General features: G+C 68.3%; 4 protein-coding genes (1 of these 4 running past the window's edge). All 4 read right to left on the reverse strand.

Annotation, left to right across the window (positions count from 1 at the left end):
- A protein-coding gene (locus tag ACZ5KU_RS18815; RefSeq protein WP_464735999.1) for an amino acid adenylation domain-containing protein crosses the window boundary here: on the reverse strand, positions 1-7,672 show its 5' portion. 7,424 nt of this gene lie to the left of the window's left edge; the window shows 7,672 of its 15,096 coding nt (coding positions 1-7,672); its start codon is at positions 7,670-7,672; its stop codon lies off the left edge, out of view.
- Positions 7,642-14,916 carry an amino acid adenylation domain-containing protein gene (locus ACZ5KU_RS18820; RefSeq protein ID WP_464736000.1) on the reverse strand — a complete coding sequence of 2,425 codons (7,275 nt, stop codon included), beginning with the start codon at positions 14,914-14,916 and terminating at the stop codon, positions 7,642-7,644. Before ACZ5KU_RS18820 ends, ACZ5KU_RS18815 begins: the two co-directional genes overlap by 31 nt.
- The gene (locus ACZ5KU_RS18825; protein WP_464736001.1) at positions 14,844-15,278 is read right to left on the reverse strand and encodes a hypothetical protein; all 435 of its coding nucleotides are present in this window, start codon (positions 15,276-15,278) and stop codon (positions 14,844-14,846) included. Before ACZ5KU_RS18825 ends, ACZ5KU_RS18820 begins: the two co-directional genes overlap by 73 nt.
- Before the next feature lie 445 nt (positions 15,279-15,723).
- The gene (locus tag ACZ5KU_RS18830) at positions 15,724-22,125 is read right to left on the reverse strand and encodes an amino acid adenylation domain-containing protein (protein ID WP_464736002.1); all 6,402 of its coding nucleotides are present in this window, start codon (positions 22,123-22,125) and stop codon (positions 15,724-15,726) included.
- Between the last annotated feature and the right edge of the window lie 155 nt (positions 22,126-22,280).

Here is a 22,280-nt window from a genome sequence, read left to right on the forward strand (position 1 = left end):
GCAGGCCGCGCAAGGCCGCCAGCAGGCCATCGGCATGCTGGTGGAACAGGCCGGCGGTCATCCACAGCACGCTGATCCGCTGCTCGCGCAGCAGGCTCGCCAGGGCCTCGCGGGACAGCAGCACGTCCTGTTCGACCACCACCGCACAGCCGCCGTTGAGCAGTGGCGCCCAGACTTCCAGGGTACTGGCGTCGAACGCCGGGTTGGAGGCGAAAGCCACCCGGTCCTGCTCGTTGAACTCGGCATAGCCGCTGTTGAGCACCAGCCGGCTGACCGCCCGATGGGGCACCAGGACCCCCTTGGGCGTACCGGTGGAGCCGGAGGTGTACATGATGTAGGCCGCCGACTCGCTCGACTGCCGCAAGCGTGGGTCATGGTCCGGCTGGCCGTCGACATCGAGCTGGTCGAGATCGACACGCCGGACCGGATAGCCGAGCGTCTCGCTGCTGCGGGTCAGCAACAGCAGCGCCTGGCTGTCCTCGATCATGAAGGCCTGGCGCTCGGCCGGTGCGTTGATGTCCAGCGGCACATAGACCGCCGCACACTTGCTGATCGCCAGTTGGCTGACCAGCAGGTCCGCCGAGCGCTCCAGCAGGATCGCCAGATGATGGCCGGGCCTCACGCCCAGGCCGATCAGATGATGGGCCAGGCGGTTGGCACGGCGGTTGAGTTCGCCATAGTCGAGCACCTGCTCGCCATGGATGAGCGCCGTCGCGTGCGGACGGGCCTCGGCCCGTGCCTCGAACAGGCTGTGCAGGGTCTGCTCGACGGGATAGCGGCGTTCGGTGGCGTTGAAGCCGTGCAGCAGGTGCTCGCGCTCCTGCGGCGGCAGCATCGGCAGCGTCTGCAGCGGCGTCGTCGGCGCGTGCTCCAGGGCATCGACCAGATGCTGCAGGGTCGTGCGCAGGTAGCCGCCGATCCGTTCCAGACCGAGTTCGGCCGGAGCCTGGATCTTGAACGAGAAGTCCTCGCCCAGGTCATCGACGTTGAGCACCAGCGGATAGTTGCTGCGCTCGCGCGCCTGCAGCAGGCGGATGCCGTCCCAGGTCGCCGCCTGCTGCGCCGAAGTCTCGCCCGCGGCGCTATGACGGTAGTTGAACAGGCTGCTGAACAGCGGCAGCGAAGCCGGCACGCCGCTGCAACGCTGGGCCAGGGCCAGCGAGGCGTGCTCGTGGCCGAGCAGTTGCGACAGCCGCCCGTGAGTGGCGCGCAGGGCTTCGCGGACGCCGACGGAGCCCACACTGACCCGCAACGGCAAGGTGTTGATGAACATCCCCAGCGCACGGTCGGCCCCTTCGCCGCCCTGCATCCGCCCCAGCAGCACGGTGCCGAACACCACCTCCTCGCGCCCCGACACCTGCCCCAGCACCCGGGCCCAGGCCAGGTGCAGCAGGCTGGCGGCACTCACGCCGAGCTGGCGGGCCTGCCCGCGCAGGCGTCGGCTCAGGGCCGTGTCCAGAAGCACTGGCAGTTCCTCGATATCGCGGCCATCGCCAGCGACTTCCTGCAGGCCGAAGGCCAGGGTCGGCTCGTCGATATCGCCGAGCATCCCGCGGAAGAACGCCTCGTGCTGGGCCTCGCTGGTGCCCAGGCGGGTCTGCGCCACCTGGTTGCGGTAAGGCACCGGGGCTGCCAGTTGCGCCATCCGCCCTTGCAGGCTGGCGCTCATCTCGTGCACCAGCACGTCCAGAGCGGTGTGATCCAGCAGGATGTGGTGGAACAGCAGGATGCCGAACCAGCGGTCGGCCTGCTCGTCATGGGCATAGGCCAGGCGCAGCAGCGGCGCCTGGTTGAGGTCCAGTCGGTAGTGGCGTGGATCGAAGCGCTGCTGCAGTTGCCCCAGGGCATCGCCGCCGTGCGGATCGCTGTCGATCCGTTCGAGCGCCAGAGGCGCCCGGCGCCAGACCACCTGCACCGGTTCGCCCAGGCCTTGCCAATGCACGCTGGTACGCAGGATGTCGTTGCGCTCGATCACCGCGTCGAGCGCGTGGACGAAGGCGTGCAACGGCTTCAGCCCGGCGAACTCGAACTGGGCCTGCATGACATAGGGGTCGCCGACACTCGTCGCCAGGTGGTGATAGAGAATGCCCGCCTGCAACGGCGCCAGGCCGTAGATATCCTGCACATTGGCCACGCCGCCGGGGATGCTTTCCACCAGACGGTCGATGGACGCCTGGTCGAGATCGGCCAGGGGCAGCAGGTCCGGTGTGATGCGCGGGCAATCGACGGCGATGCGGTTGGCCGGCACCTGCACCTCGACCTGACCACCCACGGCCGCCGCCAGGGCCGCCAGGGTCGGCTGGCCGAACAGCACCCGCACATCGGCCGCCAGGCCCTGCTGGCGCATGCGCTCGATCAGCTTGACCGCCAGCAGCGAATGCCCTCCCAGTTCGAAGAAGTTGTCGTGGCGCCCGACCTGCCCGACCCGGAGCACTTCGGCCCAGATGCGCGCCAGGGCGACTTCCACCTCGCCTTGCGGCGCCTGGTATTCGCGCACGACCAGGGCCGCCTGGTCCGGCGCCGGCAGCGCCTTGCGATCGAGCTTGCCGTTGGGGCTCAGCGGCAGCGCCGCCAGGTGCACGAACAGCGCCGGAACCATGTAGTCCGGCAGTTGCTCCAGCAGATGGGCCCGCAGCGCATCGATGTCCTGGACATCGGCCGCCGTGTAGTAGGCCACCAGGCGCTTGTCGCCCGCGACGTCCTCACGGGCCACCACCACTGCCTCCTGAATCGCCGGGAAGGCGCTCAGGCGCGCCTGGATCTCGCCCAGCTCGATACGCAGGCCGCGGATCTTCACCTGGTCGTCGTTACGCCCCAGGTATTCAATATTGCCGTCCGCCAGGTAGCGGCCGATGTCACCGGTGCGGTACATGCGGGCTTCGGCGGCCGGGCTGAACGGATCCTTCAGGAAGCGCTCGGCGGTCAGCTCGGGACGGTTCAGGTAACCGCGCGCCACCTGTACGCCACCGATGTACAACTCGCCCACAACGCCCATGGGCACCGGCTGCAGTTGCGCATCCAGCAGGTACATCCGGGTGTTGGCGATCGGCTTGCCGATCGGCGTGTTGTCCGGGGTCTGTGCGAGCGGTTCGCTGCACTCCCAGGCCGTCACGTCCACCGCGGCCTCGGTCGGGCCGTAGAGATTGTGCAACCCGGCGTGCGGCAACTGCGCCTTGAACCGGCGCACCACACTGCCCGGCAGCGCCTCGCCGCTGCAGATCACCCGCTTGACACCACCGCACAGGGCGCTGTCGCCATGGGCGAGGAAGACGTCGAGCATCGACGGTACGAAATGCAGGGTGGTGATGCGCTCGGCCGCGATCACCTCACTGAGGTAGACCGGGTCCTTGTGCCCTTCCGGACGGGCCATCACCAGCCGTGCGCCGGTGAACAGCGTCCAGAAGAACTCCCACACCGACACGTCGAAGCTGAACGGGGTCTTCTGCAGCACCGCGTCGTCAGGGGTCAGGCCATACTTGTCCTGCATCCACAGCAGACGGTTGACCACCGCCGCGTGTTCGTTGATCACACCCTTGGGCTGGCCGGTGGAACCGGAGGTGTAGATCACGTAGGCACTGTGCCGTGGGCTGAGTCGTGGAACCTGCGGATTGCTGTCCGGCTGATGGGCCCAGACGTTGTTCTCCAGGTCGATCACCGGCACGGCCAGCTCGCCCAGCAAGCCGCGGGTACGGCCCTGTACCAACACGACGAGCGGCGTGCTGTCGGCCAGCATGTAGGCGATCCGTTCCTGCGGATAGGCCGGATCCAGTGGCACGTAGGCACCACCGGCCTTGAGGATCGCCAGCAGGCCGATGACCATGTCCAGGCCGCGTTCGACGCAGATCGCCACCCGCGCATCCGGCCCCACGCCCTGCTCGCGCAGGTGATGGGCCAGCTGGTTGGCGCGGCGGTTCAATTGGTCGTAGCTCAGCCACTGCTCGCCGGCCTGCACGGCCGGAGCCTGGGCTGCCTGTACGACCCGGGCCTCGAACAACCCGTGCAGGGTCTGTTCGAGATCGTAGTCGACCGCGGTGGCATTTAGCCCGTCGAGCAGTTGCGCACGCTCGGCCGCGCCCAGCACCGGCAGGCGCTCGACGGCCAACTGCGGCTCGAACTCCAGGGCCTGCACCAGCGCCTCCAGCGCCACCTGCATGTAGTCGCAGATCCGCTGCGCGCCCACTTCGGCCACCTGGGCGACCAGGCGGAAGGCATCGCCCAGATCGTCGACGTTCAGGCTCAGCGGGAAGTTGGTGCGTTCCTCGCTGGTCAGCACCTCGATGCCCTGCCAGGCCTGGCGGGTTTCGGCATCCGGCTCGCCCGCGCTGCCGTGGCGATAGTTGAGCATGGCACTGAACAGCGGCAGCGGCGCCGCCACCCCACTGCAACGCTGGGCCAGGGCCAGCGAGGCGTGCTCGTGACCGAGCAGCGCGGTGAGCCGGTCATGGGTCGCCTTGACTGCGTCGCGTACCGACGCGGCATCGATATCGACCCGCAGCGGCAAGGTATTGATGAACATCCCCAGGGCGCGGTCGCTGCCGGCACCGCCCTGCATGCGACCGAGCAGAACGGTACCGAACACCACCGACGAGCGGCCACTGGTGGCCGCCAGTACCCGGGCCCAGGCCAGGTGGAACAGGCTCGCGGCGCTCACCCCCAGCAGCCGGGCCTGGGCCCGCAGGCGCAGATTCAGGTCGACCGGCAGCCGCTGGCTGGTCTCCTCGATGGCCCGGCCATCGCCCTGCACATCCAGCAGGCCGAATGGCAGGGTCGGCTCGTCGATATCGCCCAGTTGCTCGCGGAAGAAGGCTTCGTGCTCCTCCTCACTGACACCCAGGCGCGCCTGGGCCACGTAGTTGCGATAAGGCACCGCCGCGCCCAGCGGCTCGACCCGCCCCAGCAGGCCGGCCTGCATTTCCTCGCTGACCACCTCAAGGGCGGTATGGTCCAGCACCAGGTGATGGAACAGCAGCACCGCCACCGTGCGTTGATGCACCGCATCGTAGCCGTGCACCAGGCGGATCAGCGGCGCCTGGTTCAGGTCCAGGCGATAGTGGCGGGCGTCGAAACGCGCCTGCAACTGCTCCAGCGCATCGCCGGCCGCCGGCTCCAGGGCCACCTCCTCGACCACCAGCCCGGCCTTGCGCCAGACCACCTGCACCGGCTGGTCCAGGCCCTCCCAGAGCATGCCGGTACGCAGGATATCGTGGCGATCGATGACCTGTTGCAGGGCGGCGGCAAAGGCCTGCAGGCGCTGCGGATCGTCGAAGGCCATCTGCGATTGCAGCAGGTACGGGTCGCCCTGCTCCGCACTCAGGTGGTGATAGAGAATGCCTTCCTGCAGCGGTGCCAGCGGGTAGATGTCCTGCACGTTGGCCGCGCCACCGGGCACGCTGGCGACGATGCGGTCGATGCTCGCCTGGTCCAGTTCGATCAACGGCAGCAGGTCCGGCGTGATCTGCCGGCAATCGGCTGGAATGCGGTTTTCCGGTACCGTCACCGCCCGCCCGCTGCCCACCGCCGCGGCCAGCGCCGCCAGGCTCGGCTGGCTGAACAGCACGCGAATGTCGGCACTCAGGCCGGCCTGGCGCATGCGCTCGATCAGCGTCACCGCCAGCAGCGAATGGCCGCCCAGTTCGAAGAAGTGATCGTGGCGTCCCACCCGCTCGACCTTGAGCAGGTCGGCCCAGATCTGGGCCAGGCGGGTCTCGACCTCGCCCACCGGGGCCACGTATTCGCGGCTGGACAGCGCGCCCTGGTCCGGTGCCGGCAACGCCTTGCGATCCGGCTTGCCGTTGGGGCTCAGGGGCAGCGCCGGCAGGTGCACGAACAGCGTCGGCAGCATGTATTCCGGCAGGTAGCCCAGCAGGTGGGCCCGCAGGTCGTCGACCGCCTGCGCCTCGCTCGCGGTGTAGTAGGCGACCAGACGCGGGTCGCCCGGCAGGTCCTCGCGGACCATCGCCACCGCAGCTGTCAACGCCGGGTGCTCGGCCAGCCGCGCCTGCACCTCGCCCAGTTCGATACGTAGGCCGCGCAGCTTGACCTGGTCGTCGTTGCGGCCGAGGAATTCGAGGTTGCCGTCGAGGCGGTAGCGCACCAGGTCGCCGGTGCGATACAGGCGCTCGCCGGCCACGAACGGGCTGTCGATGAAGCGCTCGGCACTGAGTTCGGCCAGGCCGATGTAGCCGCGGGCCACCCCGACGCCGCCGATGTGCAGTTGGCCGCTGACCCCCAGCGGTACCGGCTGATCCCGGGCGTCCAGGACATACAGGCGGGTGTTGTCGATCGGCCGGCCGATCGGCAGTTGTGAATCCGGGACCGCTGCGTCCGGCTCCAAGGTCCACACGGTACTGTCCACCGTGGCCTCGGTCGGCCCGTAGACGTTGTGCAAGCGCACCCAGGGCAGGCGTGCGCGCACCGCCTGGGCCAGCGCCGAGGTCAGCTCGCCGCCGCCACAGAACACGTCGGTCAGGCTGTGGCACTGGCCGGCCGCTTCCACGTCAAGGAACTGCTGCAGCATCGCCGGAACGAACTGGATCACGCTGACCTGTTGCTCACGCACCAACTGCGCCAGGTAGGCCGGGTCGCGATGCCCCTCGGGGCGTGCCAGTACCAGGCGCAGGCCGGCGCTGAGCGGCCAGAACAGCTCCCATACCGAGGCGTCGAAGCTGAAGGGCGTCTTGTGCAGCAGCGCGCCCTGCGCATCCTTGCCATGCAGTCGGGAACTCCACTGCACGAGGTTGCACAGACCACGATGTTCCACAGCCACCCCCTTGGGGGTACCGGTGGAACCGGAGGTGTAGATCACGTAGGCCAGGTCCGAGGCCTGCACCGGCGCCAGGTTGGCCTCGGCGCGATCAGCCCAGACATTCCGGTCGAGGTTGATCAGCGGTACCGCAACGCTGCCCAGGCGCGCGAGGGTGACGTCCTGCGCCAGCACCACCCGCGGCGCGCTGTCCTTGAGCATGTAGGCGATCCGCTCCTGCGGATAGCCCGGGTCCAGCGGCACATAGGCACCGCCGGCCTTGAGGATCGCCAGCAACCCGACCAGCATCTCCACGCCGCGCTCGACGCAGATCGCCACCCGCTCATCCGGCCCCACCCCCTGCTCGCGCAGGTAATGGGCCAGACGGTTGGCGCGTCGGTTCAGTTCCCGATAGCTCAGTGACTGACCGTCCGCCACCAGGGCCAGCGCCTCTGGCGCGCGCTCGACACGGGCCTCGAACAAGCCATGGATCGACGGGTCGAGAGCGTGGTCGACCGCGCTGGCATTGAGCCCGGACACCAGTTGCTCGCGCTCCCCGGCCGGCAGCACCGGCAGGCGGTTCACCGCCGTACCGGGCTGTTGTTCCAGGGCCTCGACCAGCGACTCCAGGGCCGTCTCCATCAGCTCGCAGATGCGTTGCGCGCCCACCGAGGCCAGGGTCAGGGCGATCAGCCGGAAGCCTTCGCCCAGGTCGTTGACACTCAGGCTCAGCGCATAGTTGGTCCGGCCATCGCTGGCCAGGGTCTCGATCCCCGGCCAGGCGGCCTGCTCCTCGTCGCGGCTCTGGCGGTAGTTGAGCATGGCACTGAACAACGGCGCCGGCGCAGCCACGGCACTGCAACGCTGGGCCAGCGCCAGCGAGGCGTGTTCATGTCCCATCAGCCCGGTGAGCCGGGTGTGGGTGGCCATGACCGCGGCCCTGGCCGGGTGGCGTCGATGTCCACCCGCAATGGCAGGGTATTGATGAACATCCCCAGCGCCCGGTCGGCGCCCTGCCCCCCCTGCATCCGGCCCAGCAGTACCGTGCCGAACACCACCTGCTCGCGACCGGAAGTGGCCGCCAGCACCTGGCCCCAGGCCAGGTGGAACAGGCTCGCCGCCGTGACCCCGAGCGCCCGGGCACGAGCGCGCAGGCGACGGCTCAGCCCCTCCGGCAACGGCCGGGCGACCTCCTCGATATCACGGCCATCGTTCTGCACGTCCTGCAGGCCGAAGGGCAAGGTCGGTTCGTCGATGCTACCCAGCATCTCGCGGAAGAATGCCTCGTGCTCCGCCTCGCTGACACCCAGGCGCGCCTGGGCCACATGGTTGCGATACGGCACCGGTTCGCTCAGCACGGCCTCCTGGCCGAGCAGGCCGGCCCGCATTTCCTGGAGCACCACCTTGAGCGCGGTGTGGTCCAGCACCAGGTGATGGAACAGCAACGCCGCGACGGTGCGCTGGCGCCGTGCATCGTAAGCATGCACCAGGCGGATCAGCGGTGCCCGGCTCAGGTCCAGACGGTAGTGGCGCGAATCGAAACGGCTGTGCAACTGCTCCAGCACATCGCCGTCGGCCGGCTCCAGCGACAACGCCTGGACCGCCAGTTCGGCCCGGCGCCAGACCACCTGCACCGGCTGCTCCAGGCCTTCCCAGAGGAAACCGGTACGCAGGATGTCGTGGCGGTCGATGACCTGCTGCAAGGCGCCGGCGAAGGCCTGTAGGCGTTGCGGGCTGTCGAAGGCCAGCCGCGACTGCAACACGTAGGGGTCGCCCTGCCCGGCACTGAGATGGTGATAGAGGATGCCTTCCTGCAACGGCGTCAGCGGGTAGATATCCTGCACGTTGGCCGCGCCGCCCGGCACGCTGGCCACGATCCGGTCGATGGCCGCCTGGTCCAGTTCGACCAGCGGCAGCAGCTCGGGCGTGATGCGCTGGCAATCGGCGGCAATACGATTTTCCGGTACCTGCAGCTCGCGGCCATGGCCAATCGCCGCGGCGAGGCCGGCCAGGGTCGGCTGACTGAACAGCGCACGCACGTCGGCGTTGAGGCCGGCCTGGCGCATGCGTTCGATCAGCGTCACCGCCAGCAGCGAGTGCCCGCCCAGTTCAAAGAAGTGATCGTGCCGCCCCACCTGCCCGACCTGCAGCAGCTCGGCCCAGATCTGCGCCAGGGTGGTTTCCACCGCCCCCTGCGGCGCCTCGTAGCCACGGCTGAGCAAGGCGCTCTGGTCCGGCGCCGGCAGCGCCTTGCGGTCGAGCTTGCCATTGGCGGTCAGCAGCAGCGCCTCGAGCTGCACATAGGCCGAGGGCACCATGTAATCCGGCAACTGCTCCTGCAGGTAATCGCGCAGCGCTTCGGGATCGGGCGTTTGAGCCGCCCCCTCGGCGCTGAACCAGGCCACCAGGCGCTTGTCACCGGGGGCCACCTCACGCACCAGCACGGCCACGTCGCGGACCTGCGGATGGCGTCCCAGGCGGGTCTCGATCTCGCCCAGCTCGATACGGAAGCCGCGGATCTTCACCTGGTTGTCGTTGCGCCCCAGATACTCCAGATTGCCGTCGGCACGCCAGCGCACCAGGTCACCGGTCCGGTACATCGAACCGCCGGCGAATGGATCGGCCATGAATTTTTCGGCGCTCAGCTCAGGCTGGTTCAGATAGCCCCTGGCAACCCCTGCGCCAGCCACGTACAGCTCACCCACCGCACCCACCGGCACCGGCTGCTGCCGGGCATCGAGCACATAGGCCCGGCTGTTGCCGATGGGCCGGCCGATCGGAATGCTGCCACCCTCGACCGTGGTGATCTCGTAGGTGGTGGAGAACGTGGTCGCTTCGGTCGGACCGTAGCCGTTGAGCAGGTGTTGTGGCGCGCCGTCACGCAGCACCCGTTCGATCACCGCCGGGTCGAGCACGTCGCCCCCGACGATCAGGTAGCGCAGCGCCCGGAAACTTTCCATCAGGCCATCGGCATACTGGTGGAACAGCCCGGCGGTCATCCACAGCACGCTGACCGCCTGCTCGCGCAGCAGGTTCGCCAGGGCGTCGCGGGACAGCAGCACATCCTGCTCGACCACCACCACGCAGCCGCCATTGAGCAGCGGCGCCCAGACTTCCAGGGTGCTGGCGTCGAACGCCGGGTTGGCGGCGAAGGCCACCCGGTCCCGCTCGTTGAACTCGGCATAACCGTTGTTCAGTACCAATCGCGCGACCGCCCGGTGCGGCACCAGTACGCCCTTGGGGGTACCGGTGGAGCCGGATGTGTACATGATGTAGGCCAGCGCCTCGGCCGACTGCGGCAGATCCGGGTCATCGGTCGCCAGCGCCTCGACGGCCAGCCGGTCCAGCTCGATACGTCGTACGCCGTGCTCGTCCGGCTGGTCGTGGGTGGTCAGCAGCCACGACGCCTGGCTGTCCTCGAGCATGAAACGCTGGCGCTCGAGCGGTGCGTTGATATCCAGCGGCACGTAGGCCGCGGCGCATTTGCTGATCGCCAGTTGGCTGACCAGCAGGTCCGCCGAGCGCTCCAGCAGGATCGCCAGGTGCTCGCCCGGTCGTACGCCGAGCCCCAGCAGATGATGGGCCAGGCGGTTGGCACGGCGGTTGAGTTCGCCATAGCCGAGCACCTGCTCGCCATGGACCACCGCCGGCGCATCCGGGTGGGCCGCGGCACGAATCTCGAACAGCCGGTGCAGGGTCTGCTCGCTCGGGTAGTCGCGTTGGCGGGCATTGAAGTCGAACAGGACCTGCTGCCGCTCCGCCGCCGGCAGGACCGACAGTTGGCCGAGGGCCTGTTCCGGAGCCTGTTCCAGTGCCAGCACCAGGTGTTCCAGCGCAGCGCACATGTAGTCGGCCATGCGCTGCGCCCCCACGGACAGCGCCGCCAGCACGCGCAGCTCGAAGCCGCTGCCGATGTCATCGACACTCAGGGTCAACGGGTAGTTGCTGCGCTCCTCGCCCCCCAGGGACTGGATGCCGTCCCAGAGCCCCTGGCCGGCTGCCGGGCGCTCATCGGCGGCGCTATGACGGTAGTTGAGCAGGGCGCTGAACAGCGGCAGCGACGCCTCCACCGCGCTGCAGCGCTGGGCCAGGGCCAGCGAGGCGTGTTCGTGGGCGAGCAAGGCGGTCAGCCGGGCATGGGTCGCCTTGACCCCGGCACGCACCGACGTGTCGCCGACCTCGACCCGCAGCGGCAGGGTGTTGATGAACATGCCCAGGGCGCGATCGGCGCCCTCGCCGCCCTGCAGGCGGCCCATCAGCACAGTGCCGAACACCACGCTGTCCTTGCCGGAAGTGGCCGCCAGCACCCGGGCCCAGGCCAGGTGCATCAGGCTCGCCACGCTGACCCCGAGCAGGCGTGCCTGCTCGCGCAGCCGGCGGTTCAGTTCGGCGTCGAGCGGCAGCAGGGCCGACTCGATCTCGCGCCCGTCGCCCTGCACGTCCTGCAGGCCGAATGGCAGGGTCGGCTCGTCGATATCGCCGAGCATGTCGCGGAAGAACGCTTCGTGCTCCTGTTCGCTGGCCCCCAGCAGGGCCTGGGCCACGTAGTTGCGATACGGCACCGCCGCGCCCAGGCGCTCGCCCTGCTCCAATAGCAGGCTGCGGATTTCCTGCACCACCACCGCCAGCGCGGTATGGTCCATGGCCAGGTGGTGGAACATCAGCACCGCGACGATCCGCTGCCGCGCCGGGTCCTGCGCATAGGCCAGTTGCATCAGCGGCGCCTGGCGGATGTCCAGGCGATAGGCACGGGCGTCGAAGCGTTGCAGCAGTTGCTCGAGCACCTCGCCACCGGCCGCGTCGAAACGCTCCTCCCGGACCGGCAGTTCGACCTCGCGCCAGACCACCTGCACCGGCCGCTCCAGGCCCTCCCAGAGCACGCTGGTGCGCAGGATATCGTGGCGCCGGACCACCTGCTGCAAGGCGGCGGCGAAGGTCTGCAGACGCTCCAGGCCGTCAAAGGCCAACTGCGCCTGCAACAGGTACGGATCGCCCTGTTCGGCGCTCATGTGGTGATAGAGGATGCCTTCCTGCAACGGCGCCAGCGGGTAGATATCCTGCACATTGGCCGCACCACCGGGCACCGTCGCGACGATACGGTCGATGCTCGCCTGGTCCAGCTCGATCAGTGGCAACAGGTCCGGGGTAATGTGCCGGCAAGCGGCGGGAATGCGATTTTCCGGCACCTCGACTTCGCGGCCGCTGCCGATGGCCGCGGCCAGCGCCGCGAGGGTCGGCTGGCTGAACAGCACCCGCACGTCGGTGCTCAAGCCCACCTGGCGCATGCGTTCGATCAGGATCACCGCCGACAGCGAGTGGCCGCCCAATTCGAAGAAATGGTCGTGGCGTCCGACCCGCTCGACCTTGAGCACTTCGGCCCAGATCCGCGCCAGGGCGGTTTCGACCTCCCCTTGCGGGGCCTCGAACGCCCGGTTCAGCAGCGCCTGCTGGTCCGGTGCCGGCAACGCCCGGCGATCGAGCTTGCCGTTGGCGGTCAGCGGCAGCGCGTCGAGCTGCACATAGGCCGAGGGGATCATGTAGTCCGGCAGGCGGCCCTGCAGGTAGATGTTCAGGGCTTCGATCGCCAGGGCTTCGCTGGCGGTGAACCAGGCCACCAGACGACCATCGCGGACCAGCACCACGGATTCGCCGATGACCTCATGGCTGTTCAGCGCCGCCTCGATTTCACCCGGCTCGATGCGCACCCCGCGGATCTTCAGTTGGTCGTCGTTACGTCCGAGGTAGTCGAGATTGCCATCGGCCAGCCAGCGGGCCTGGTCGCCGGTACGGTAGAGGCGCGCCTGCGGATCGGCGCTGAAGGGATCGCGGATGAAACGTTCGGCGGTCAGATCCGGACGGTTGAGATAACCCCGCGCCACCCCGACACCGCCGATGTACAACTCACCGGCCACGCCAATCGGTACCGGTTGTTGTCGCTCGTCCAGCAGGTAGACCTGGGCATTGGCGATCGGCCTGCCGATATGCAGCACCTGCCCGGCTTCCATCAGGCCGGAGGTCGCCACCACCGTGGCTTCGGTCGGACCGTAGTTGTTGATCACCGCGAAGCGCTGCGCCTGGCTGAACTGACGCAGGCGGTCGCCACCGATCAGCAGGGTGCGCAGGGTCGGGTGCTCAAGTCGTTGGGCGAAGACATGCTCGGCAATCGGCGTCGCCAGGAAGCACACGTCCAGTGGCTGGGCCTGCCACCAGGCCAGCAACCGGTCGATCTCCTGGTGTCCGATATCCTCCGGCGGCAGGTGCAGGGTCGCGCCGACGCACAGCGTCGACCAGACTTCCCAGGCCATGGCGTCGAAACCGAAACCGGCGACACTGGAGGCATGGCCACCGGGCTGCAGGTCGAAGGCCGTGCGGTGCCAGTGCACCAGGTTCTCCACGGTACGGTGCTCGACCATCACCCCTTTCGGCAGACCGGTGGAACCGGAGGTGTAGATCACATAGGCCAGGTGCGCGGGGGTCAACGCGCCCGGCGCCGGGTTGTCGACGGACTGTTCCTGCCAGGTGACCCGGTCCAGCTCCACGACCGGAATCGACAGTGCCGGCAGTTGCCCGCGCCCGTCACTGCGGGTCAGCAAGGCAACCGGTGCGCTGTCTTCGAGCAGGTAACGACGGCGCTCTAGCGGCAGGCTCGGGTCGACCGGCACATAACCGGCCCCGGCCTTGAGGATCGCCAGCAGCCCGACCAGCAGTTGCGGGCCGCGCTGCAGGCTGATGGCAACGCGGTCATCCGGTTGCACACCCAGCGTACGCAGATGGTGAGCCAGTTGGTTGGCCTGGCGATTGAGCTCGCCGTAGCTCAGTGAAGTGTCGCCCTGCACCATGGCCACCGCCTCGGGCAAGCGCTCGACCTGGGCCTCGAACAGGCCATGCACGGTGTGCCCGCGCGGGAAGTCGACCGCGCTGCCGTTGAACGCCACCAGCACCTGCTCGCGCTCTGCCGCCGGCAGGATCGCCAGGCTGTTCAGCGCCGTATCCGGAGCCTGCTCCAGGGCCTGCTGCAGGGCCTGCAGCGCGTTGCGCATCATTTCGCAGAGCCGCTGCGCGCCCGCCGCTGCCACGACATGAACGGTCAGGCGGAAGTCTTCGCCGAGGTCGTCGACACTCAGGCTCAACGGATAGTTGCTGCGCTCCCGGGCGCCCAGCACCTGCACGCCCTCGGCGACGTCGATCACCTCGGCGGCATCGCCCGCGGCGCTGTGGCGATAGTTGAGCATGGCGCTGAACAGCGGCGTCGGCGCGCTCACGCCGCTGCAACGCTGGGCCAGGGCCAGGGACGCCTGCTCGTGGTCGAGCAGCGCGGTCAGGCGCTCATGGGTGGCGAGCACCCCGGCTCGCACGCCCTGCCCGTCCACGTCGATCCGCAGCGGCAGGGTGTTGATGAACATGCCCAGGGCCCGTTCGGCGCCCTCGCCGGCATCCATCCGGCCGAGCAGCACGGTCCCGAAAACCACCGCCTCGCGACCGGACAGGCTGCCCAGCACCCGCGCCCAGGCCAGGTGCATCAGGCTCGCCGCACTGACTCCGAGCTGCCGCGCCTGGTTGCGCAGGCGCAGGCTCAGGCCGGGCTCCAGGGTCAACCGGCCCTCCTCGGTGCCGATGCCATCATCCGCGACTTCGCGCAGCCCGAAGGGCAAGGTCGGCTCGTCGATGTCGCCCAGCATGTGGCGGAAAAAGCTTTCGTGCGCGGCTTCGTCGAGGCTCATCCGCGCGCGGGCCAGATAATCGCGGAACGCGACCGCCGGCGGCACCTGCCCGGCCTCCCCGCGCAGGCAGGCGGCGATCTCCTGGCGCACCACGTCCAGCCCGGTGTGGTCCATGACCATGTGATGGAACAGCAACAGCGCGACCACCCGCCGGTTGGCCTCATCCTCAGCGAACACCAGCCTCAGCAATGGCGCCTGGCGCAGGTCGAGGCGGTAGTCGCGGGCATCGTGGGCCTCGCGCAGACGGGCCAGCACATCGCCGTCCGGGGTCTGCGGCCGGTATTGCTCGCAGACCAGCGGCGCCTCGCGCCAGACCACCTGCAGCGGCTCGTCCAGGCTTTCCCAGGCGATCGAGGTGCGCAGGATATCGTGCCGGCCGATCACCCATTGCAGGGCCTCGGCGAAACGCTCCAGGCGCTCGCGGCTGTCGAAGGCGAACTGCGCCTGCAGCACGTAGGGATCGCCCTGGGGGCGGACAGATGGTGGTAGAGCATGCCGCTCTGCAGGGGCGCCAGCGGGTAAATGTCCTGCAGGTTCGCCGCGCCGCCGGGAACCGTGGCGACGATGCGGTCGATGGCCTCCTGCTCCAGGCTCACCAGCGGCAGCATGTCCGGGGTGATGCGAAAGGCCGGGCTCAGCCAGTCGCCATCATGTCGGGCCACCAGCTCCAGCAACTGGGCCTTGTAACGGCTCAACTGGTCCCACAGCGCATCGTCCAGCGCATCGTCGTTACCCAGGATCACCAGATCGTCATCTTCCCTTTGAAGACGGATCGCATGGGTGGAAATAACTGCCATCAATTCACTGAACTGCATAGTGAGACCTGCTTTAAATTCGGAAACGGTTGACGAGAAAGTCCATTTTCAAAGGCAACGTGTCAGCGGTACGGCGCGCCCTTGTACTGGCGGAGCGGCATTTCTGGCCGGCTCGGACAGGAGGTTGAAGGAAAAATGGCGTCAATTAGCCATCACTGTTTCGGTATTTGAGAAACTAAATCATCCGCATGGCAGTGGCTGACACGGCAAGCGGGGACACCCCCGACATCTGTCCCGGGCTGGAGGGGGCTTTGCGGAACTTTTTGAGAGGAGGGAGTGAAGGGTCGCCCAAGGCGGATCGTCGGAATGCCGCCCACGGCAAGCCGGCTCCGACAGGGACCGCGTCATGCCCGGAATGAGCGCATGAGGCGAACCCCGTGGGAGCCGGCTGGCTGGCGATAGCGGTCTTGCTGCCACCGCGCAGCAAGTCAGCGCAGCGTCACCGCTACAGGCGGCGCTTGCGGTTCAGGGTCGGAATGGTGGTCGCCGGCACCTGTACCTGCTGCACGCGGCCGACGGACTTGGCCGCCAGTGCCGCCAGGGTCGGCTGGCTGAACACCTCCCGCGCATCGGCATTCAGTCCCGCCTGGCGCATCCGCGCCACCAGACTGACCGCCAGCAGCGAGTGCCCGCCCAGCTCGAAGAAGTGGTCGTTGCGCCCTACCCGCTCGATCTTCAGCACCTCGGCCCAGATCTCGGCCAGGACGATCTCCACCGGACCACGAGGCGCCTCGTAGTCGCGACTGATCACCGCATCCTGGCCCGGCGCCGGCAAGGCCCGCCGATCGAGCTTGCCGTTGGGACTCAACGGCAGCACGTCGAGCTGCACGTAGGCCGAAGGCACCATGTAGTCCGGCAGCAGCCCCAGCAGGTAGCCACGCAGCGCCTCGATCGTCGGCACCTGGCCGGCCACCCGTGCCGTGAAGTAGGCCACCAGCCGCTCGTCACGCATCAGCACCGCCACTTCGCGCAGCGCCTCATGCGACAGCAGCGCCGCCTCGATCTCGCCCAGTTCCAGGCGCAAGCCATGCAGCTTCACCTGGAAGTCGTCCCGACCGAGGAACTCGAGATTGCCATCGGCGCGGTAACGCACCAGGTCGCCCGTCCGGTACAGGCGATCACCCGCCACGAACGGACTGTCGATGAAGCGTTCGGCCGTCAGCTTCGCCAGGCCGAGGTAGCCGCGGGCGACACCGACACCGCCGATATGCAGTTGCCCGCTCACCCCAAGTGGTACCGGCCGATCATGGGCATCGAGCACGTACACCCGGGTGTTGCAGATCGGCCGGCCGATCGGCAGTTGCAGCGCCGGTACCGGCGCGCCCGGCTCCAGGGTCCAGGCGGTGCTGTCGACCGTGGCCTCGGTCGGGCCATAGACGTTGTGCAGGCGCACCTGCGGCAACTTCGCCTGCACCGCCTGGGCCAACGCCGCCGTCAGTTCACCACCGCCACAGAAGACGTCCGTCAGGCTGGTGCACCGGCTGACCTCGCCCTGCTCGAGGAACTGCTGCAGCATCGCCGGTACGAACTTGATCACACGGATCCGCTGCTCGCGCACCAGGCGCACCAGGTAGTCCGGATCGCGATGCCCGTCGGGCCGCGCCAGCACCAGGCGCATGCCGACGGTCAGCGGCCAGAAGAACTCCCAGATCGAACCGTCGAAACTGAACGGCGCCTTCTGCAGCAGGCCACTGTTGCCCATGTCCGGGCACAGCTTCGAACTCCAGTGCATCAGGTTGCACAGGCCACGGTGTTCGAGCGCAACGCCCTTGGGCGTGCCGGTGGAACCGGAGGTATAGATCACATAGGCCAGGTTAGACGGGCCGAGGTCGGCGATCACCGGATCGCTCACCGGGCGGTCGTGCCAGGTGTTGCGGTCGAAATCGACCAGCGGGAGGGTCACCGACCCCAACAGGTCGCGCGTCGCCTGGTGCACCAGCACCGCCACCGCCGAGCTGTCCTGCAACATGTAGACCAGACGCTCCAGCGGATAGCCCGGATCCAGCGGCAGATAGACACCACCGGCCTTGACGATCGCCCACAAGCCGATGACCAGCTCCGGTCCACGCTCGACGCAGATCGCCACCCGCGTATCCGGTCGCACGCCCTGCTCGCGCAGATGGCAGGCCAACTGGTTGGCCCGTTCATTGAGTTCGCGATAGGTCAGGTGCCGCTCGCCGGCCACCAGCGCCACCGCGTCCGGGGTCCGGCGCACCTGCTGCTCGAACAGGGCCTGAATGCATTGCTCCAGCGGGTGGTCGGCCTGTGTCGCATTGAGCTCGTCCAGCAGGTACCGACGCTCCGCCAGCGGCAGGATCGGCAAGCGGTCGAGGGCCGTGCCCGGTGCCCGGGCGAGGGTTTCCACCAGCCCCTCCAGGGCCGTCTCCAGGTAGTCCAGCACCCGTTGCGCACCCAGCGACCGCGGGGCTGTGGCCGCCAGGCGATAGTCCTCGCCGAGATCGTCGATCGACAGCATCACCAGGTGACTGACGATCTGCGCACTGTCCAGCAGCTCGACGCCGGTGTGCACCGCGCCCACCGGTGCCGCGGCGGTATGCCGGTAGTTGAGCAGGCTGTTGAACAGCGGCGTGGTGGCGGGAACCGCGCTGCAACGCTGGGCCAGGGCCAGCGGCGCATGCTCGTGGGCCAGCAGCTCGGTCAGCCGCTGGTGGGTATGCCGCAGGGCATCGACCACGCTCTTGCCGCCCAGATTTATCCGCAAGGGCAAGGTATTGATGAACATGCCCAGGGCCCGGTCGGCCCCCGCCCCGGCCTGCAAACGGCCCAGCAGTACGGTACCGAACACCACATCGTCACGGCCCGACAACCCGCCCAGCACCTGTGCCCAGGCCAGATGGTAGAGGCTCGCGGCGCTCACCCCCAGTTGCCGGGCCACACCGCGCAGACGCCGGGCCAGCTCGCCGTCCAGCGCCTGCTCCAGGCGTTCATGGTCCTGGCTGTCGCCCTGGCGCCGCTGCATCCCGAACGCCAGCGTCGGCTCCTCGACATCACCCAGCAGTTCACGGAAAAACGCCTCGTGCCCGGCTTGCCGCTCGTCCTGACGGACTTGCGCGACATAGTTGCGGTACGGCACCGAGGGTGCGAGCTGGTGCTCATGGCCGCGCATGTGCGCATTGATTTCCGCCAACAGCACGGCGGTGGACGTCGCATCGTTGATCAGGTGATGGAAACGCAGCAGGCCCACCCAGCGGCCATTCGCGGCATCTTCGGCGCAGGCCAGCGCCATCAGCGGTGCCTGGCGGATGTCCAGCGGACGCTGTACCGGGTCGAAACGCGCCAGCAACTGCGCACCGACGTCCCCCCCCTCGGCTGCCAGCTGCGGCATTTCAACCGCCAGCCGGGCCTCGCGCCAGACCACCTGCATCGGTTGTTCGAGGCCTTCCCAGGCCAGGCTGGTGCGCAGGATGTCATGCCGCGCGATCACCGCCTGCAGCGCCTGGGCAAAGGCCTCCAGGCGCTGGCGATCATCGAAGGCGAACAACGCGTATTGCTGGTAGGGATCGCCCGCGGTGGCAGTCATGTGGTGATAGAGCAGCCCTTCCTGCAGCGGCGCCAGCGGATAGATTTCCTGCACGTTGGCGGCGTGGCCGGGGACGCCGGCGACGATCCGGTCGATGACCTCCTGCTGCAGTTCTACCAGGGCCAGCATCGACGGGGTAAGGGACTGGCAATCGGCTGCGACCCGGTTGGCGGGGACCTCGACGGCCTGGCGCGCCGTCACCGAGGCAGCCAGCGCCGCCAGGGTCGGCTGGCCGAACAGCACCTGGACATCGGCCTGCAGGCCGGCCTGGCGCATGCGCTCGACCAGTGCCACGGCCAGCAGCGAGTTGCCTCCCAGTTCGAAGAAATGATCCTGGCGCCCGACCCGCTCGACCTGCAGCAACTCGGCCCAGATCAGCGCCAGGGTGCCTTCGACCGCCCCCTCGGGCGCCTGGTACTCGCGGCTGACCAGCGCCTCGCTGTCCGGGGCCGGCAGGGCCCGGCGGTCAAGCTTGCCGTTGGCCGTCAGTGGCCAGGCGTGCAGTTGCACGTAGGCGCTCGGCAGCAGGTGCCCCGGCAGTTGGCCCTGCAAATGGCCGTGCAGGGTCTGCGCAGGCAGCGCCCGATCGGCGATGAACCAGGCCAGCAGGCGCCCGTCGCGCAGTTGCACCACCGCTTCGCGCACCGCCGGATGGCTGGTCACCGCGGCCTCGATCTCGCCCAGCTCGACCCGCACACCGCGGATCTTCACCTGGTCATCGTTGCGCCCCAGGTATTCCAGGCTGCCGTCCTGGTGCCAGCGCGCCAGGTCGCCGGTGCGGTACATGCGCGCTCCCGGCTCGTCGCTGTAGGGGTCGTCCAGAAAACGCTCGGCGGTCAGTTCGGCACGGTTCAGGTAGCCCCGCGCCACCCCGGCTCCGCCGATGTACAACTCGCCGGTAGCGCCAATCGGCAGCAGGCGCCGCTGCTCATCGAGCAGATAGATCCGCGTGTTGGCCACCGGCCGGCCGATCGGCAGTACCCGGCCGGGCGACAGGGCGCCGGAGGTGGCGACCACCGTGGTCTCGGTCGGGCCATAATTGTTGACCACGGCGAAGCGTCGGGCCTGGCTGAACTGGCGCAGGCGATCGCCACCGATCAGCAGGGTGCGCAGGGTCGGGTGGTCCAGCTCGCGGCTGAAGGCGTATTCAGCCACCGGCGTGGGCAGGAAACTGATATCCAGCGGCTGCGCGCACCACCAGGCCAGTAGCGCGTCGAGGTCCTCGGCCCCTGCGGATACCGGCGCCAGGTGCAGGGTCGCCCCGGCGCAAAGCGTCGGCCAGATCTCCCAGGCCATGGCGTCGAAGCCGAACCCGGCCAGGCTGGAGACGTGGCTGTGCCGACCGAGATCGAAGGCACGGTTGTGCCAGTCCACCAGGTTGGACAGCGTCCGGTGCTCGACCATCACCCCCTTGGGCAGGCCGGTGGAGCCGGAGGTATAGATAACATAGGCCAGGTGCTGCGCACCGAGCCCGGTAACCTGCGGATTGGCATCGCTGCCGGCGTGCCAGCGCTGGCTGTCCAGTTCGATCAGGGGCACCGATGAAGGCGACAGGCGCGCCAGCAGTTCGCGCTGGGCCAGTACCGCCACCGGCGCGCTGTCATCGAGCAGGTAGCGCAGACGCTCGTCGGGATGGCTCGGGTCGACCGGGACATAGGCCGCCCCGGACTTGAGGATGGCCAGCAGCGCCACCAGCGTCTCCAGCCCGCGCCGGGCGACGATCGCCACCCGGTCGTCAGGGCGCACACCCAGCTCCTGCAGGTGGGCGGCCAGGGCGTTGGCGCGCCGGTTCAGCTCGGCATAGCTCAGCGAACGGCCCTGGTGCACCGCCGCCACGGCCTCGGGGCGGGCGGCGGCCTGTTCCTCGATACGCCGGTGAAGGGTCACGTCGTGGCGGTAGTCGGCCACGCTGTCGTTCCACTGCGCCAGCCGCCCGGCTTCCTGTGGCGCGAGCAGGGAGAAGGCGGCCAACGGCAGCCTGGCATTCGCCAGGCCCTGTTCGAGCACATGGATGACCCGCGCGGCCAGCGCCTCGACCTCCCCCGCCTCGAAGTACGCCGCGTCGTAGACGCAATGCATCCAGACCCGGTCGTTGAAGCGATTGCTGCGCAGGTGAATCGCCAGCGGCATCGATTCGTGACGGTTGGAAACCTTGACCGTGTGTGCCGGCACCTGCCCATAACGGTAGTCATGGTCATCCTGTTCATAGGACACCGACACCTCGAACAGTTGCGCGCGGTCCTCACGCAGCAGGCCCAGGCCGCGATTGAGTTCGCTCAGGGGAAAGCGCTGGTGACGCAGGTCCTGTCGCAGCACCTGGCCGATACCCCGCACCAGTTCGCCGAACGGCGTGTCGTCAGGGAATGCCAGCCGCGTCGGGCTGACCTGGGCGAACAGCCCCACGGTCGCCTTGAAGCGGGCATGGCTGCGATTGAGGATCGGCAACCCGACCACCCACTCGTCGCGCTGGTGGCTGCGGGTAAAGCACAGGTACAGCGCAGCCAGCCAGACATGAAAGGTCGAGGCCTGGCAGACCTTCGCCAGGTTCTGCATGCGCTCGTGCAACGCCGTGGGGAATGCCTGCACCACGCTGTCGCCGGGTGGCGTACCCGCGAGCGGACGCTCGCGATGACGGGGCAGCAGCATGGGCTCGGGGAGCGTGCGGTACTTGTCGAGCCAATAGTCGCGATCGCGCAGGTAACGCGGCGAGGCCTGGTAGAGCCGGTCCTCCTCGATGAAGTCGACATAGGAGGCCGCCGCGTCGGCGACCTCCTCGCCCCGCACCAGGGCGCTGTAGATCCGCCCCAGGTCCGCGAGCATCTGGCCAAAACCCCAGCCGTCGAGAATCAGGTGGTGCGCCTGGGTGCCCAGCAGGTAGTGGTCGTCACTCAGGCGCATCAGGAAAAACCGGAACAGCGGTGAACCATCCAGCGGATAGACCTGGGCCATCTCTTGCTCGACCCGTTCCAGCGCGGCGGCCAGCGGCTCGGCATGGTCGGCGAAGCAATACAGGGGGACCCGTACCTCCAGCCGCTCGACAAACCGCTGCTGCGGCAGGCCGTCGGTGCCTGGCTGCAGCACCGTGCGCAGGGCATCGTGACGCTGTACCAGGAACTCGATCGCGCTTCGCAGCAGCGACGGATCCACCGCGCCACGCAACTCGACATAACCGCCAATGTTGTACAACGGCGAATCACCCCGACTCGACTGGTCCAGCCAGATATCCTGTTGAGCGGCGGTGAGCGGGTAAGGCACGGAAGCCGGACGGGCAGCCTCGGCGGCGGCCGGTGAAAAAAACCTTTCCATAGATCCTTCTCGTTGTATTGGCAGGGAAAATCCAGGCGGTGATCCCTCGATCACCACGCGCTGTCGGCGAAGACGACACGATGAGCAGGCGCTGATCGCTGGCGTACTCATCCGGGCCAGTGTGGACGGATTCGCCGGCCACGGCTTGCTCGAAT

The sequence above is a fragment of the Pseudomonas sp. Tof1 genome (assembly GCF_055390395.1).